The organism is Pseudomonas sp. FW305-25 (genome assembly GCF_017351415.1).
Lineage (GTDB): Bacteria > Pseudomonadota > Gammaproteobacteria > Pseudomonadales > Pseudomonadaceae > Aquipseudomonas > Aquipseudomonas chlororaphis.
Map to the genome: position 1 here is coordinate 1 of NZ_JACNDE010000014.1, position 13,848 is coordinate 13,848.

Here is a 13,848-nt window from a genome sequence, read left to right on the forward strand (position 1 = left end):
CGCGTAACTCGTTGAATCTCAAGGAGTTTTCCGTTTCGACTGCGCCGGAAGTGGGGCGAATTATAGACTTCCAGAATCTGCCGTCAACCCCTAATTACGTTTTTGTTGCAAAAGATGGTTTTTCCCCACTAAACGGGGGATTCGCCGTGTCACCGGCGGCACCCGCAGCAGTAACAACAACGCGCCAATAGAGGCGTAGATAGCCCACTCTTTAAGATCAGCCCGAACAATCCAGAGCATATGCAGTAAACCCAGCCCGAGAATGAGATACGCCAACCGATGCAACTTCTTCCAACGACTGCCCAGGCGGCGCTGGCTGTATCGATTGGAAGTCACCGCCAAGGCCAACAATCCGAGAAAGCCCAGGCTTCCTACAATAATGTAGGGCCGCTTACGCAACTCCACGCCCAACTGCGACCAGTCGAGCCCGAGGATAAATACAGCGTAAGCACTTAAATGCAGCACCACATAAGCAAAACACCACAAACCGAGCTGGCGTCGTACCGCGATCCACCCCGCCCATCCCGTGAGTTTCTGCAGGGGCGTCATGCTCAGGGTGATCAGTAAAAAGATCAGGGTACCCAGACCCAACCGATCGACCAGCACCTTTCCCGGGTCGGGCCCGAGGGCGGAGGCCCAAGCCTGGTACAACCAAAGCAAAGGCCAGATAGCAGCAACGATGAAGACGCCAAGGCGCCAGAGTGGGTAGCGCATCAGTAATTCTTCCGCAGATCCAAGCCGGTATATAAAGAAGCGACTTCATCCGCGTAGCCATTGAACATCTGTGTTTCACGCACGTTGGGACTGAACAGACCGCTAGGCAATCGACGTTCGCGTGCCTGAGTCCAGCGAGGGTGATCAACCGTGGGATTCACGTTCGCGTAAAAACCGTACTCATTGGCAGCGATGCTTTGCCAGGTGGTTTTCGGCTGCTCCTCTACCAGACTGATACGCACGATGGACTTGATGCTCTTGAAGCCGTACTTCCAGGGCACTACCAAACGCAACGGCGCGCCATTCTGGTTGGGCAACTCACGGCCATACATCCCCACGGCAAGAATCGCCAAGGGGTGCATCGCCTCATCCAGGCGCAGCCCTTCTACATAAGGCCAATCGATCAGGGCAAAACCCGAACGCTGACCGGGCATGCTTTTAGGATCCTGAAGGGTTTCGAAGCGGATGAACTTGGCCTTGGAGGTTGGCTCGACCTGCTTGAGCAACTCGGAGATCGGGAAACCGATCCAGGGAATCACCATGGACCAGGCCTCGACACAACGCAGCCGGTAGATCCGCTCTTCCAACTGATAAGGCTTCATGAAGTCTTCCAGCGCATAACGCCCTGGCTTGCCCACCTCCCCGTCCACCACCACACTCCAGGGCTCGGTTTTCAGCACGCCAGCATTGGCAGCCGGGTCGCCCTTGTCGGCACCGAACTCATAGAAGTTGTTGTAGTGGGTAGCATCCTTGAACGGAGTGATCGCCTCATCCTTGACGTTGACCGCCTGCCATTTGGTTTCCGGCAGTTTCTGCGCAAACCATGACGGCGCCTTTCCAGGCTCGACATCTGGATAGCGCCCAGCGTCTTCGGCACTGGCCCAACGTGGCAGCGCACTGGCAGCCAGGCCAGCAATGGCCCCACCCAACAGGCTACGGCGAGAGAAATAAAGAGATTCAGGCGTGACGTCCGACTCTTTGCAATCAGACGACTTGGGGATTTTGATCAACATGGCAACTCCGCAGTATTGGAGGACTGATGCACCAATAGACTGCGGAGTATGGGGGAAATTACATTAAGGCAACGTTTTGCGTCGACGAAGACGCAGCAGGTATTGCACCGGACCGGACGCCGCATAAGCGAGGAAAACCAGCAGCAGAATCCGCGGCGGATCACTGAAGACCACGGCGAATACCAGAACCACGGCGAGAATCGCCACGAAAGGTACACGCCCCTTCAGGTCCAGTTCCTTGAAGCTGTTGTACTTGATATTGCTGACCATCAGCATGCCGGCCGCCGCCACCATCAGCGCCACCAGGAACGACATCTTCGAACCCTGGATGCCGTAATCGCTGAACGCCCAGACAATACCGGCCACCACACCCGCGGCGGCCGGACTGGCCAGGCCGATGAAGTAACGCTTGTCGGCAGTCCCCACCTGGGTGTTGAAGCGAGCCAGACGCAACGCTGCGCCAGCTACATAGATGAAGGCGACCATCCAGCCGACCTTGCCCATGTCGCCCAGCGCCCAACCGAATGCCAGCAAGGCAGGCGCAACGCCGAAGGCGACCATGTCAGACAGCGAATCATACTCAGCGCCAAAAGCGCTCTGGGTATTGGTCATGCGGGCCACGCGCCCATCCAGACCGTCGAGCACCATGGCGACAAAAATCGCGATGGCCGCGAACGCGAAATACTTGCTCGCTCCTGCCGCGTCCCCGGCGCTCAATGCACTTTGGGCACTCATGGAGTTGATGATCGAGTAGAAACCGGCGAACAGGTTCGCGGTGGTGAAGAGATTCGGCAGCAGATAGATACCACGATGCCGGACTTTACGGCCTTCAGCGTCATGCCCTTCTTCGACATGCTCATCGATGGGTAGCAGGCTTTCGGCGTCAGAGGCCTGGTTTGGCTCTTCGGGACGTTCGCTCATGGACATTACCTTGCAACGGTGTGAAAAGTTTCGACGATACCCAGGGTCACGATTGGACCACAAAGGATCCAGCTTTATACCAGAACCTGTCTATCCAAACGAAAAAACGCGGCCTAGGCCGCGTTTTTCCCTGACAAGACTCGAACTTAGTTCTTGGCTTTGTCGACGATTTTGTTGGCACCGATCCACGGCATCATCGAGCGCAGTTGCTCACCGATGATTTCGATACCGTGAGCGGCGTTGTTACGACGCTTGGCGGTCATCGATGGGTAGCCGGTAGCACCTTCGCTGATGAACATCTTGGCGTACTCGCCGTCCTGGATGCGCTTCAGGGCGTTGCGCATGGCCTGACGGGATTCGGCGTTGATCACTTCTGGGCCGGTCACGTACTCGCCGTATTCAGCGTTGTTGGAGATCGAGTAGTTCATGTTGGCGATACCGCCTTCGTACATGAGGTCAACGATCAGTTTCAGTTCGTGCAAGCACTCGAAGTAAGCCATTTCCGGCGCGTAGCCAGCTTCGACCAGGGTTTCGAAACCGGCCTTGACCAGCTCGACGGTACCGCCACACAGAACAGCCTGCTCGCCGAACAGGTCGGTTTCAGTCTCGTCCTTGAAGGTGGTTTCGATGATACCGGTACGGCCGCCGCCCACGCCTGCCGCGTAGGACAGAGCAACGTTCTTGGCGTTGCCGGAAGCGTCCTGGTAGATAGCGATCAGGTCAGGGATACCGCCGCCCTTGACGAACTCGGAACGTACGGTGTGGCCCGGGGCCTTCGGCGCGATCATGATCACGTCGAGGTCGGCGCGCGGAACAACCTGGTTGTAGTGGATCGCGAAGCCGTGGGAGAAGGCCAGGGTGGCGCCCTTCTTGATGTTCGGCTCGATTTCGTTCTTGTACAGCTGGGACTGGAACTCATCCGGGGTCAGGATCATGACCAGGTCGGCGCCGGCAACGGCAGCGGCAACGTCGGTCACTTTCAGGCCATGGGCTTCAGCCTTGGCAACGGTGGACGAGCCTTTACGCAGGCCAACGGTGACATCAACGCCGGAGTCTTTCAGGTTGCACGCTTGAGCGTGGCCCTGGGAACCGTAACCGATGATGGCAACTTTCTTGCCCTGGATGATCGAGAGGTCGCAGTCTTTATCGTAGAAAACTTTCATGAATTTCCCCTATATCAGGCCGTTCAGGCCGTTCGCTAATTTGAGTTAGATGCTGAGTACTTTATCGCCACGGGCAATGCCGGTGACGCCACTGCGTACGGTTTCCAGAATCGAGGCGGTGCCGATCGACTGGATGAAACTGTCGAGCTTGTCGCTGGTACCGGTCAATTGAACGGTATACACACTGGCACTGACATCGACGATCTGCCCACGGTAAATATCGGTGGTGCGCTTGACCTCGGCGCGCTGGGCGCCGGTGGCCTTGACCTTGACCAGCATCAGCTCGCGTTCGATGTGAGCGCTTTCCGACAGGTCGACCAGCTTGACCACTTCAACCAGCTTGTTCAGGTTCTTGGTGATCTGCTCGATGATTTCATCGTGCCCCACGGTAGTCAGCGTCAGACGCGACAGGGTCGGGTCTTCGGTCGGCGCCACGGTCAGGCTTTCGATGTTGTAGTTGCGCTGCGAAAACAGGCCAACCACACGAGACAAGGCGCCCGGTTCGTTTTCCAGAAGCAAGGAGATAATGTGCCGCATGATTAAGTACGCTCCGTCTTGCTCAGCCACATATCGCGCATGGAGCCGTCTTTGATCTGCATCGGGTAGACGTGCTCGCTGGTATCGACCTGGATGTCGAGGAACACCAGGCGATCTTTCATGGCGAACGCTTCTTCCATCTTCGGTTTCAGATCCTTCAGGTCCGTGACGCGAATGCCCACGTGCCCATAGGCCTCGGCCAGCTTGACGAAATCAGGCAGCGATTCCATGTAGGAATGCGAGTGACGGCTACCGTAGTTCATGTCCTGCCACTGCCGCACCATACCCAGTGCACCGTTGTTCAGGTTGATGATCTTGACCGGCAGGTCGTACTGCAGGCAGGTCGACAGCTCCTGAATGTTCATCTGGATACTGCCCTCGCCCGTTACACAGGCAACGTCAGCATCAGGGAAACTCAGCTTGACGCCCATGGCCGCAGGGAAACCGAAGCCCATCGTGCCCAGGCCACCGGAGTTGATCCAGCGATTGGGTTTGTTGAACCGGTAGTACTGCGCCGCGAACATCTGGTGTTGACCCACGTCGGAGGTTACATAGGCATCGCCCTTGGTCACTTCGCAGAGGGTCTCGATCACGGTCTGCGGCTTGATGATGCTGCCGTCGCCCTTGTCGTAAGGGAACAGGCCGCGATCACCGCGCCACTCCTCAATCTGCTTCCACCAGCTGGCGACCGTGTCCTTGTTCGGGGTTTCGCCGATTTCCTTGAGGGCCGCGACCATTTCGGTCAGGACGCTCTCTACCGGACCCACGATCGGCACGTCTGCCTTGATGGTCTTGGAGATGGACGCCGGGTCGATGTCGACATGGATGATCTTGGCGTTCGGGCAGAATTTCGCCGGACCGTTGATGACACGGTCGTCGAAACGCGCGCCGACTGCCAGGATCACATCGGCATGGTGCATGGTCAGGTTGGCGGTGTAGCTGCCGTGCATGCCGAGCATGCCGACGAACTGACGATCGGTGCCAGGATAGGCACCCAAGCCCATCAGGGTATTGGTGACCGGCAGGTTGAGCATTTGTGCCAATTCGGTCAGCGGCGCGGAACCGCCACCGAGGATCACCCCGCCGCCTGCGTACAGCACAGGACGCTTGGCCGCCAGGAGCATTTCTGCCGCCTTGCGGATTTGCCCGGAGTGACCACGAACAGCTGGGCTGTAGGAGCGCAGCTTCGCTTTTTTAGGGAAAACGTATTCGAACTTTTCAGCCGGATTGGTCATGTCCTTAGGGACATCGACCACGACTGGACCCGGACGACCGGATTGCGCCAGGTAGAACGCCTTCTTCATGACTTCCGGGATTTCCGAAGCGTGCTTGATCATGAAGCTGTGCTTCACGATCGGCCGGGAGATACCGATCATGTCGGTTTCCTGGAACGCGTCGGTACCGACCATGGTGCTAGGCACCTGACCGGAAATGATCACCATTGGAATGGAGTCCATATAGGCAGTGGCGATACCGGTGATGGCATTGGTCGCGCCAGGGCCGGAAGTCACCAGTACCACGCCGGCCTTGCCGGTGGCACGGGCGTAGCCGTCAGCCATATGGGTAGCCGCTTGCTCGTGACGAACCAGGATGTGGGTCACTTCCGGTTCTTTGAACAGGGCATCGTAAACATGAAGGAGAGCACCACCCGGGTACCCATAGATATATTTGACGCCTTCGTCACGCAAAAAGCGGACGAGCATCTCACCGCCAGATAAAAGCTCCACGTTGTTCACCTCTAAAACGCCAGAATACCGCCCTCTTGAAAGGGGACGGGTCTTAATAGGTTTACTTCTCAGCAGAGCATGAGCGACGGTGGTCGCCGACTACGTCAGCACTGACTGAGCAAGTATTGGGAGTGCCCCAAGTGTTGCGGGGTTTTCCCACCCAGCGCGAGGTAACGCGTTGCGGGTGTAGCAGGTCGGCGCGGATGTGCGCCTCATGTTCTGCCGAGTGGGTCTGCTTCTGGCAGTCCCTCTACAGCGGACTTTGGATTCTTCTGTTTCGCCCTCTGCAAGTCAAGACGTCAATGTGCTTTATTCGAACTAAGCGCATGAGAACGCAAGAAAAAACCTGTAAACCGCGAGTGTCTGCGCTTCAATTGCGCAATCCTGGATAAGGAATTCAAAAATGCGAACCTTCGCCATGACCGCTGGCCTGCTGCTCGCCATGAGCCTCCCGTGCCAGGCCGGCCAGATTTACAAATGGGTCGACGCCCAGGGAGTCACCCATTTCGACGCCCAGCCACCCCAAGGCGTGGGCAGCACTGCCATCACCCTGCCAAAAGCGCCGAAAGGTGCAAGCAGTACTCCGCCGCCCGACAAGCCGGGCCCTCAGCAACAAGTCATGGACAATCAAGTCAAGCAGCAGCTCGCCAGGCAGGAAGCCGAACGCAGGCGTTTTTGCACACAGGCACGGGCCAGCCTGGCGCAGTTGCAGAACAACCCGCGCCTGAGCGAGAACACTGAGGGGGGAGTGCGCCGCCTGACCGAGGAACAACGGCAGCAGCGCATTGCGGAAACACAGAAGGCGATAGACAACCACTGCCGCTAGGCAGTGGTTGCAGAAGGTTTAGCGGGCGCCGCCGATCAGTTGGTCAAACTCCTTGAGCAGTATCTGCAACTGATGATCCCGGCCTTGCATCGAGCGACCGGCGAATACCACTTCGGCCATTTCCTGGATACCCGAGGCGTTGGGCAAAGGCAGATCCTGCTCAAGAATCGCCTTCATCCGCGGCAGGAAGATCCACTGCAGCCACTGCTCGAACTCCAGCGTATCCACGGCAAACGGCTCGACACTGGCCAGTGCTTCGGCACTCGGCGGGGTGTCATCCCACAGCCCTTGCAACCGCATCTCACGTTCGATCAACAGCAACTGATCGGCAATCTTTGGAAAACGTGCATCCATCAGAGCGACACCTTGGCTTTTTGCCGGGCCTGAGCGGCACCAGCGGCATCGCCCTGTTTCTCGCGTGCCTGGGCAATCAATGCCCACAGGCTGGCCTGCAGATCCGGACGACCGTTGGCGAAACTCAGGCCGCGACGGGCAAACTGTTCAGCCTGCGGGGCATCGCCCTGGGCCATGCGTACCTGGGCCAGGCGATACAGCACCTGCGGCTCACGCGGCGCGACACGCTGGGCGCGCTCGAGACTGGAGGAAGCACCGTTCAGATCACCACTCGCCTGTTGCTGCTGAGCGGTGGTCAACAGGGCCAGCACCGGACCGTCCAGCTGCTCATCGGCGGACAGCCCCCCGGAGCTGGCCGAAGGCACTCCGCTCGGCGTCGGCGGCAGGCTGTAGCTGCCCTGATTGATCGGCGCGGACTGGATCGGCGCGGTATCGATAGGACCTGGGGTGATCGGGCCCGGGGTGATCGGCGCACTGCTGATCGGCGCGGCAGTGGCCGCAGCCCCGCCCGGCACCATCACCACCACGCCCGAGTCCTGGGGAATACTTTGAGCCTGAGCTTGCGCAGGACGCTTGATGGTCGTCTGACGGAAACCGCCATTGGCCGAAATGCGTTCGCTGTTGGACACCGCTGTACCGGAGTCCACCACCGGAATCGAGCCACGCTGCACGCTGGCGCAACCATTGAGCAAAGCCAGAGCTGTAATAGCTGGAATCCACCACTTGTTCACGTCAAACCCTCTTCGCTTAATTCATCCAGCCCTTGACCCAATCCATCACCGACTCGCCGGACGCCGGGCTTTCGCCACCGCATGCCGGACCGGGAGGAGGTTCGCTGCCGCGAATATACGGCATCTGTACCGCGCCCGGACAGTTGGCATCCGAGCCTTGCCCGGTCCGCGAGTCGACCCAGGCCTGCACCACGTTATCCGGTTGTGGCATATCCAATGGCAACGGGTCGGCCTTGCGCATGAAACTGGTCCAGACCTGCAGCGCACCGGTGGCGCCGGTGAACGGTGTCTTGCCGTTGTCATCACGCCCCAGCCAGACCACGGCCAGCAGATCCTGGCTGAAACCGGCGAACCAGCTGTCGCGGGAATCGTTACTGGTACCGGTCTTGCCCGCCAGCGCCAGGGAGCGCGGCAGCACGTTGTAGACCGAACTGCCGGTACCTTCGCGCATGACGCGCTGCATCGCGCTCTGGATCAGGTAGATCGAGCCCGGGTCGAAACGTTGCTGGATCTGGAACGGATAACGCTTCAGCGGTTCGCCCTCAGCGGTCAGCACGCTACGGATCCCGCGCATCGGGGTATTGAAACCGCCGTTGGCCAGGGTCTGATACATGGTGGCGACTTCCATCGGGCTCAAGCCCCCCGCCCCCAGCAGCATCGAAGGGAACGCCGGGAATTCGCGGGTGACACCAAGGCGCCCCAGGGTTTTCAGCACGTTCGGCACACCGACTTCCAGGCCCAGGCGCGCGGTCGACAGGTTATAGGAATGCGCCAGCCCCTGATAAAGGAAGACCGTGCCGTGGGAACGACGGTCGTAGTTCTGGGGCTTCCACACCTGTCCGTCGCCCCCCTTCACCGAGAACGCCTCGTCGGAGAGCCAACTGGTCAGTGTGTATTGGCTGGGTTTCTCCAGCGCCGTCAGGTAAACCGCGGGCTTGATCAGGGAGCCGATCGGCCGCACCGCATCCAGCGCCCGGTTGAAACCGGCAAAACCGGCCTGGCGGCTGCCGATCATGGCCTGGACTTCACCGGTTTCCGGGTTGGTCACCACCATTGCCGCTTCGACTTCATCCGATCCCTTGCGCCCGGCCAGGCGCTTGAAGGTATCCCCGACCGAAGCCTCGGCCTTCATCTGCAGAATCGGGTCGAAGCTGGTGAAGATCCGCAGGCCTTCCTCGGTCAAGTCTTCGTCGCGGTAATCCTCACGCAGCTGACGCTTCACCAGGTCCAGGAAGCCCGGGAACGAGCTGTCCGCCAGACTGCCGCGCTTGGTCACGCCCAAGGGCATTTTCTTCGCCGCTTCGACCTGCTCCGGCGTCGCCACACCCTGCTGCGCCAGTAGATCGAGCACCAGGTTACGCCGCTCCAACGCGCGCTCCGGATAACGACGCGGGTTGTAATAGGACGGCCCCTTGACCATCCCCACCAGCAAGGCGATCTGATGCAACTTGAGTTCGGCCAGCGGCTGGCTGAAGAAGAACTGGCTGGCCAGGCCGAAACCGTGCACGGCACGCTGGCCATCCTGGCCGACGAAGACCTCGTTGAGGTACGCCTCGAGGATCTCGCGCTTGTCGTAATGCAGCTCAAGCAGCAGGGCCATCATCGCTTCGGTGAGCTTGCGGCTCAGGCTGCGTTCGTTGGTCAGGTAGAAGTTCTTGACCAACTGCTGGGTCAGGGTACTGCCGCCCTGGCGCATGGCGCCGGACGAGGTATTGACCCACACCGCCCGGGCGATCGACTTGGGCGACACGCCAAAGTGACTGTAGAAATCCCGGTCCTCGACCGCCACCAGGGTTTCCAGCAGATAAGGAGGCACCTGATCGATCTTGATCAGGATCCGGTCTTCGAGATTCTTCGGATACAGGCCGCCGATCAGCAGCGGCTCCAGGCGTACCACAGCCAGTTTCGAGCCTTTGCTACCTGACAGCTCGGCCACGTAGTCACCGGAAAAACGCACCCGCACCGGTTGCGCCTGTTCCATGCCTTCATAGAACTGGAAACCGCGGGTATTGAGTTCAACGGTGTTACCACTGACCGACGCAGCACCAGGGCCATTGACCACGCTTTCGCGGCGATAGCCAAGTGCGTCGAGTTCGGTGAGGAAATCGTCCTTGCTGAGCTTCTGTCCGACGAACAGCTCCAGCGGGCGCGCATAGACCTTGGCCGGAATGGTCCAGCGCTTGCCGGAGAATTTCTCCTGGACCACGGCATCGAGATAAACCGCAAAGCCGGCGAGCACCACCAGAGCGACCAGACCGAGCTTCAAGGCCCAGCCCAGCCAGGGGCGCGGGCCACTAGACGGACGTTTTTTAGCGGAACGGGGGGATCGAGTACGAGTCATGGCGGCGGATTATACGCACTTTATTCATCGTCAACAGGAGCCGCCCGAGGTTTGCGTTAGCCCTGTCAGCGGCCATAATGACGCCCTTGAATTTTCCCCGACTCTGAAGGATCGCCTGTGAGCCAATCCCTGATCGCCGCCCTGCAAAACCCGGCCCTCTACCCGCATCCCGTAGACGGATTCCAGGTCATCGAGACCCATATCTCCTGGGTCCTGCTCACCGGTCCCTATGCCTATAAGCTGAAAAAGCCGGTCAATTTCGGCTTTCTCGATTTCACCGGCCTTGAAGCACGCGGGCATTTCTGCGGCGAAGAGCTGCGTCTGAACCAGCGCCTGACCGATGATTTGTATCTGGAAGTGTTGCCGATCACCGGCAGTGCCGAAGCGCCGCAGATCGCGGGTGACGGCCCGGTTATCGAATACGCGCTGAAAATGCGCCAGTTCCCGCAAAGCCAGTTGCTCAGCACGCTGCAAGCCAATGGCGAACTGACCACCGCACACATCGACGAAATGGCCCGGCAGATTGCCAGGTTCCACCTCGAAGCCCCGCGGGTCCCGACAGCCCACGAAGCCGGCACCCCGGAAAGCGTCATGGAGCCGGTGCGTCAGAACTTCGAACAGATCCGCCCATTCCTCAGCGACAAGGCCGACCTGCAACAGCTCGAAGCCCTGCAAGCCTGGGCCGAAAGTAGCTTCGAACGACTCAAGCCACTCCTCGTCCAGCGCAAGGCCGAAGGCTTCATCCGTGAATGTCACGGCGACATTCATCTGGGTAATGCGACGCTTATCGACGGCAAGGTGGTGATTTTCGATTGCATCGAGTTCAACGAGCCGTTCCGTTTCACTGACGTCTATGCCGACGCCGGCTTCCTCGCCATGGACCTGGAGGACCGCGGCCTGAAATGCCTGGCACGCCGTTTCATCAGCCAGTACCTGGAACAGGCCGGTGACTATCAGGGCCTGGAGCTGTTGAATTTCTACAAAGCCTACCGCGCCCTGGTACGGGCCAAGGTCGCCCTGTTCAGCATGCCGGCCGACGCCAGTCCGATGCAGCGCGCCACGGCCCTGCGCCAGTACCGCAACTACGCCAACCTGGCAGAAAGCTACAGCACCATTCCATCGCGCTTCCTGGCGATCACTTCTGGCGTTTCCGCCGTTGGCAAAAGCCATGTGGCCATGCGTCTGGTGGAAGCCTTGGGCGCCGTTCGCCTGCGTTCCGATGTCGAGCGCAAACGCCTGTTTGGCGAGCAGCAGGTACAGAACGATCCGAATGCCGGCATTTATAATGCCCAAGCCAATACCGCGACCTATGACCGCCTGCATGAACTTGCCGGTATCGTCCTGCGCGCCGGTTTCCCGGTGGTCATCGACGCCACCTACCTCAAGCGCGACCAGCGTGATGCTGCGGCCAAGGTTGCCGAAGCGACCGGCACACCTTGCCTGATCATCGACTGCAATGCCCCACAGGCCGTCATTGCCAGCTGGCTGGCACAACGCCAGGCCGATCGCAACGACCCGTCGGACGCGACCCTGGCCGTGATCGAACAGCAGCAAGCCAATCGCGAAGCCCTGAGCGCCGAGGAAGTGCTGCGCAGCAAGCGCGTCGAGACCAATGAAAGCGGGAGCCTCGACGCCCTGGTCGCGAACATTCGCCAGCGTCTCCCAGGCTTGTAATCAACTATTTCAGCCGTGAAACCGCAAAGGCTTCACGGCTGAAAAATAGTGGCACTATACTGGCGTCATAATTCCAGCAGGTGACGCCCCATGAGTCAGCCCAAACTTCTCGATACTCCCCTTTACGCTTTGCTGCACAAAGACGACATCGACGGCTTTAACCGGGAACGCCCGAAAGACCAGACTGTCGACATGCGCGGCGGCGATTTTCGTGGGCTTGACCTGCGTGAACTGAATGCCGACGGCATCGACTTCACCGACGCCTACTTCCGTTCTGCCGACCTGCGCGGCCTCGACCTGCGCAATTCCTCCATGGAAGGCGCCAGCCTGGCCCATGCGCAAATCTCCGGCGCCTACTTTCCGCCCGAACTGACTGCCGATGAAATCCTGATGTCCGTCAATTTCGGCACTCGCCTGCGCTACCGCACCAAGTAATCGCCCCTTTTTGCTCCGAGGTCCGGCGCTCTCTGCCTTACGCTGGACTTGGTCTTCTCCCTTCCCCCCTCTTCCCTCTGTTTCTGGCGTATTTTCCTCTGTCGCCTTAGAAGCTTTTGCGCCAAAACCGACCAAAGAACAGCGCTTTTCCTACTGAGCGCTACACTCCTTTGAGACTTGCCCACGCACCATTCGGCCGTCGCAAGGAGGCTTGATGAATGATGAATTGCAACACCTGAAGAACCTTGGCAAGACGTCGGCACAATGGCTGCATGCGGTGGGCATCCATAGCGCTTCGGACTTGCGCCGCCTGGGGGCGGTGGATGCCTATCGGGCCGTGCGGACCCGAGGGTTTCGAGCCTCGAAGGTGCTGTTGTACGCCATTGAAGGCGCACTGATGGATGTGCACTGGAATGACATTCCGGCAGAACGCAAGGAAGCACTCAACAAACAGCTGGATGCCATTTCTTCACGCCAAAAGAACTGACCTGGCAGGCTTTTTATGTATTTACTGGGGGAGCAACCGGCTTACGCCGATGCCTTGATCAATCAGCTGCAGAGCATCCCGCCGCGCCTGCTGGAAGGCCTGCTGCCGTCCGGCGATGTGTTGGAAGTGGCCCCTTCCAAAGACCTCTCCAGCAGCCTTGCCGACAGCCAGTTGTTCCTACTCGGAAGCGGCCAGGTACAAGCCAGCGTCGATGAGCGCCCACTGTTTTATCTGCATGAAGGCGATCTGCTCGGACTGCGCCGAGGAGCTGAGTTGCCTCACTGGCAACTCAGCAGCGAGCAGCCGTTGAGCCTGATCCCCTATCAGCGTTCCGCGGTGTTCCAGCATCTGTATGCCGACGAACAGCGGGCCGAACTGTTTCTGCAGTACCTGATCGGGCAAACCGCCTTGCTCTCCGATGCCGTTGCCCGCCTCAAGCAGCCCGAGTTGCGCAACAGCAACGGCTTTCAACGCGTGGCCAAGGGCGAAGTGCTGATTCGCCAAGGCGATGACGCCGATCATGTGTTCGTCATCATCGAAGGGCACGCCGAAGCCTTTGTCGACGGACACAAGGTCGGGGATGTGCCCAAGGACGAGATCTTTGGTGCGATGGCCATTTTTACCGGGGAGAAACGCAACGCCAGCGTGATTGCCAGCGAGCCATCCACCCTGATGCTGATCCCCAAGAGCCAGTTTCTCAGCCTGACCCAGAGCAATCCACGTATAGCCCATAGCCTGATCGAAAGCATGGCACGGCGAATCGACCTGTTGAACAAGGAAGTCAGCCGCCTGCACAGCCTGAGCGCCAACCTTTGAAGCCCCGTTTTACAAGCAATCCAAACGAGCGTTTGGCGGAATTCGCAGAAACAGGAAAAACTTTGTTGACTTGGAAATGAGAATCGTTATGATTATCACAACTGGTCGC

14 protein-coding genes are annotated in these 13,848 nt (G+C 59.2%); 5 read left to right on the forward strand and 9 right to left on the reverse strand.

The window, feature by feature from the left end:
• Positions 1–90: 90 nt before the first annotated feature.
• The 6 genes from msrQ to J4E58_RS15300 all read right to left on the reverse strand — a co-directional run bounded on the left by msrQ (position 91) and on the right by J4E58_RS15300 (position 6,075).
• Complete coding sequence (gene msrQ, locus J4E58_RS15275) at positions 91–714, reverse strand: protein-methionine-sulfoxide reductase heme-binding subunit MsrQ (RefSeq protein ID WP_087091986.1); 624 nt, start codon at positions 712–714, stop codon at positions 91–93.
• Entirely contained in the window at positions 714–1,727 is a 1,014-nt protein-coding gene (msrP, locus tag J4E58_RS15280) for a protein-methionine-sulfoxide reductase catalytic subunit MsrP (protein ID WP_087091985.1), read from the reverse strand. Before msrP ends, msrQ begins: the two co-directional genes overlap by 1 nt.
• Before the next feature lie 63 nt (positions 1,728–1,790).
• Positions 1,791–2,648, reverse strand: a complete 858-nt coding sequence (gene pssA / locus J4E58_RS15285; protein ID WP_009045643.1) for a CDP-diacylglycerol--serine O-phosphatidyltransferase — start codon at positions 2,646–2,648, stop codon at positions 1,791–1,793.
• Positions 2,649–2,794: 146 nt separating this feature from the next.
• A complete protein-coding gene (gene ilvC / locus J4E58_RS15290; RefSeq protein WP_007924618.1) occupies positions 2,795–3,811 on the reverse strand; it encodes a ketol-acid reductoisomerase in 1,017 nt (338 codons plus the stop codon).
• Positions 3,812–3,856: 45 nt separating this feature from the next.
• On the reverse strand, positions 3,857–4,348 hold the full coding sequence (gene ilvN / locus J4E58_RS15295; RefSeq protein WP_007924620.1) for an acetolactate synthase small subunit: 492 nt from the start codon (positions 4,346–4,348) through the stop codon (positions 3,857–3,859).
• Between the two features lie 2 nt (positions 4,349–4,350).
• Positions 4,351–6,075: an acetolactate synthase 3 large subunit gene (locus J4E58_RS15300; RefSeq protein WP_007924621.1), complete on the reverse strand. Its 1,725-nt coding sequence runs from the start codon at positions 6,073–6,075 to the stop codon at positions 4,351–4,353.
• Positions 6,076–6,478: 403 nt separating this feature from the next.
• Here J4E58_RS15300 and J4E58_RS15305 point away from each other — a divergent pair, with 403 nt between their 5' ends.
• Entirely contained in the window at positions 6,479–6,901 is a 423-nt protein-coding gene (locus tag J4E58_RS15305) for a DUF4124 domain-containing protein (protein WP_087091984.1), read from the forward strand.
• An 18-nt stretch (positions 6,902–6,919) separates the two neighbouring features.
• On the opposite strand, the gene J4E58_RS15310 is transcribed toward J4E58_RS15305, so the two are convergent.
• The 3 genes from J4E58_RS15310 to mrcB are packed head-to-tail and all read right to left on the reverse strand — an operon-like array spanning position 6,920 to position 10,327.
• Entirely contained in the window at positions 6,920–7,255 is a 336-nt protein-coding gene (locus J4E58_RS15310) for a YqcC family protein (RefSeq protein ID WP_009045645.1), read from the reverse strand.
• Positions 7,255–7,986, reverse strand: a complete 732-nt coding sequence (locus J4E58_RS15315; protein WP_007924627.1) for a M48 family metallopeptidase — start codon at positions 7,984–7,986, stop codon at positions 7,255–7,257. The genes J4E58_RS15310 and J4E58_RS15315 overlap by 1 nt, the downstream gene beginning before the upstream one ends.
• A 16-nt stretch (positions 7,987–8,002) precedes the next feature.
• Complete coding sequence (gene mrcB, locus J4E58_RS15320; RefSeq protein ID WP_007924629.1) at positions 8,003–10,327, reverse strand: penicillin-binding protein 1B; 2,325 nt, start codon at positions 10,325–10,327, stop codon at positions 8,003–8,005.
• A 117-nt stretch (positions 10,328–10,444) separates the two neighbouring features.
• Here mrcB and J4E58_RS15325 point away from each other — a divergent pair, with 117 nt between their 5' ends.
• The 4 genes from J4E58_RS15325 to J4E58_RS15340 all read left to right on the forward strand — a co-directional run bounded on the left by J4E58_RS15325 (position 10,445) and on the right by J4E58_RS15340 (position 13,739).
• Positions 10,445–12,001 (forward strand): bifunctional aminoglycoside phosphotransferase/ATP-binding protein, encoded by a 1,557-nt coding sequence (locus J4E58_RS15325; RefSeq protein ID WP_087091983.1) that lies wholly within the window; start codon positions 10,445–10,447, stop codon positions 11,999–12,001.
• Between the two features lie 90 nt (positions 12,002–12,091).
• Positions 12,092–12,436, forward strand: coding sequence for a pentapeptide repeat-containing protein (locus J4E58_RS15330; RefSeq protein WP_007924632.1), 345 nt, complete (start codon positions 12,092–12,094; stop codon positions 12,434–12,436).
• A 214-nt stretch (positions 12,437–12,650) separates the two neighbouring features.
• Positions 12,651–12,923: a TfoX/Sxy family protein gene (locus J4E58_RS15335; RefSeq protein WP_007924634.1), complete on the forward strand. Its 273-nt coding sequence runs from the start codon at positions 12,651–12,653 to the stop codon at positions 12,921–12,923.
• Positions 12,924–12,938: 15 nt separating this feature from the next.
• The gene (locus J4E58_RS15340) at positions 12,939–13,739 is read left to right on the forward strand and encodes a Crp/Fnr family transcriptional regulator (RefSeq protein WP_007924636.1); all 801 of its coding nucleotides are present in this window, start codon (positions 12,939–12,941) and stop codon (positions 13,737–13,739) included.
• The last annotated feature ends 109 nt before the right edge of the window (positions 13,740–13,848 follow it).